At 64.3% G+C, this 2593-nt stretch carries 2 protein-coding genes; one reads left to right on the forward strand and one right to left on the reverse strand.

Features of this window, described 5'->3' with window-relative positions:
• Positions 1–1086: DEAD/DEAH box helicase family protein (locus QZW52_RS19195; RefSeq protein WP_294001733.1), on the reverse strand; the 1086-nt coding region annotated here is incomplete at its 3' end.
• Positions 1087–1179: 93 nt separating this feature from the next.
• Between QZW52_RS19195 and QZW52_RS19200 the strand changes: the two genes are divergently transcribed.
• Positions 1180–2376: an amino acid aminotransferase gene (locus tag QZW52_RS19200; RefSeq protein ID WP_294001734.1), complete on the forward strand. Its 1197-nt coding sequence runs from the start codon at positions 1180–1182 to the stop codon at positions 2374–2376.
• Positions 2377–2593: the final 217 nt, after the last annotated feature.

A 2593-nucleotide genomic window follows, 5' to 3' on the forward strand; every position in this document is an offset into this window, starting at 1 on the left:
GTGGCTCTCGTCCAGGAACATCACCGCGTCCGGCGGCATGTAGTCCACCATCGTCGGCGGCGGATCGCCCGGCTTCGCGCCCGACAGGTGGCGCGTGTAGTTCTCGATGCCCTTGCAGTGGCCGACCTCCTGCAGCATCTCCAGGTCGAACCGCGTGCGCTGCTCCAGCCGCTGCGCCTCGACGAGTTTTCCTTGCGAGACGTACTCGGCCAGCCGCTCGCGCAGCTCGGCCTTGATGCCGTCCATCGCCGCCAGCACGCGCTCGCGGGGCGTGACGTAGTGGCTCGCCGGGTAGATGGTGAAGCGCGGCACCTTCTGGCGAATCCGGCCGGTGAGCGGATCGAACAGTTGCAGCGTCTCCACCTCGTCGTCGAACAGCTCCAGCCGCACCGCCAGCTCCGAGTGCTCGGCCGGGAACACGTCGATCGTGTCGCCGCGCACGCGGAAGGTGCCGCGGGTGAAGTCGGTCTCGTTGCGCGTGTACTGCATTCGGATCAGTTGCGCGATCACGTCCCGCTGCCCGATCTGGTCACCGACGCGCACCATGAAACGCATCTGCGCGTAGTCCTCGGGCTTGCCGATGCCGTAGATGGCGCTGACCGAGGCGACGATGATGGTGTCGCGCCGCTCCAGCACGCTTTTGGTCGCGGACAGGCGCATCTGCTCGATGTGCTCGTTGATCGCGCTGTCCTTCTCGATGAACAGGTCGCGCTGCGGCACGTAGGCCTCGGGCTGGTAGTAGTCGTAGTAGCTGACGAAGTACTCGACCGCGTTCTTCGGAAAGAACTCGCGGAACTCGGCGTAGAGCTGCGCGGCGAGCGTCTTGTTCGGCGCGAAGACGATCGCCGGGCGGCCAAGGCGGGCGATGACGTTGGCCATCGTGAAGGTCTTGCCCGAGCCAGTGACGCCGAGCAGGGTCTGGAAGGTCAGGCCGTCCTGGATGCCTTCCACGAGCTGGTCGATCGCCGTCGGCTGGTCCCCGGCGGGCAGGTAGGGCTGGAAAAGCTGGAAAGGCGAGTCCGGAAACGACACGAACTGCCCCTCGGTCGCTGGCGGTTTACTCTCGATGGGGTCAATGTGGCTCATGGATTTCCCGACCCGCCGTAAAATCGGCGCAACCGCCCAGCCTACCTGAAGGCAGCGGCTCTTTCCACAACACGTCCCGCCGGACCCCCCGTCATGTCCCTCTTCTCTGCCGTCGAAATGGCCCCGCGCGACCCGATCCTGGGTCTCAACGAACAATTTGGTGCCGACACCAACCCCGCCAAGGTCAACCTGGGCGTGGGCGTCTACTACGACGACAACGGCAAGCTGCCCCTGCTGAAGTGCGTCGTCGAAGCCGAACGCGAGATGCTCGAAGCGCCGAAGGCCCGCGGCTACCTGCCCATCGACGGCATCGCCGCGTATGACAAGGCGGTGCAAGGGCTGGTGTTCGGTGCGGACAGCGCCGTCGTCACGGGTGGCCGTGTCGCCACGGTGCAGGCCATCGGTGGGACCGGTGGCCTGAAGATCGGCGCCGATTTCCTGAAGAAGGTGAACCCGAACGCCACCGTGCTGATCTCGGACCCGAGCTGGGAAAACCACCGTGCGCTGTTCACCAACGCGGGATTCCCGGTCGGCACCTACCCGTACTACGACGCCGAGAACCGCGGCATCAATTTCGCCGGCATGATCGCCGCGATCGACGCCGCCCCGGCTGGCACGGTCATCCTGCTGCACGCCTGCTGCCACAACCCGACCGGCTACGACATCACCGCCGCGCAGTGGGACCAGGTCATCGCGTCGATCAAGGCGCGTGACCTCGTGGCCTTCCTGGACATGGCCTACCAGGGCTTCGGTGACGGCATCGCGGAAGACGGCGCCGTGATCGGCAAGTTCGTGGCGGCGGGACTCGACTTCTTCGTCTCCACGTCGTTCTCGAAGAGCTTCTCGCTGTACGGCGAGCGGGTCGGCGCGCTGTCGGTGGTCTGCGCGAGCAAGGAAGAAACGGGCCGCGTGCTGTCGCAACTGAAGATCGCGATCCGCACCAACTACTCGAACCCGCCGATCCACGGCGCGCAAATCGTCGCGACCGTGCTGTCCACACCGACCCTGCGGGCGATGTGGGAAGGCGAACTGGCGGCCATGCGTGTGCGGATCAAGGAAATGCGCACGCTGCTGGTCGAGAAGCTGACCGCTGCGGGCGTGCAGGGCGACCTGAGTTACATCGTCCGCCAGAAGGGCATGTTCAGCTACTCGGGTCTGAACAAGGATCAGATGGTGCGCCTGCGCGGTGAGTTCGGTGTCTACGGTGTCGATTCGGGCCGCATCTGCGTGGCCGCACTGAACACGAAGAACATCGGCTATGTCACCGATGCGATCGTCAAAGTGATGTGACGCGGTCGCGGGATTCGCGACTTTCGATTACGACGAAGCGCCTTTCGGGGCGCTTTTTCATGCCCGGATGAGATGCGAATGGCGTTCGAATTGAAATCGCTGCCCCAAAGCAAAAACCCCTCTGATCGATGAGGATCAGAGGGGTTTTCTAATAGAAGCCTGACGATGACCTACTTTCACACGCGCGGTGCGCACTATCATCGGCGCTGAGTCGTTT

This window comes from Sphaerotilus sp., assembly GCF_013299175.1.
GTDB lineage: Bacteria > Pseudomonadota > Gammaproteobacteria > Burkholderiales > Burkholderiaceae_C > Sphaerotilus.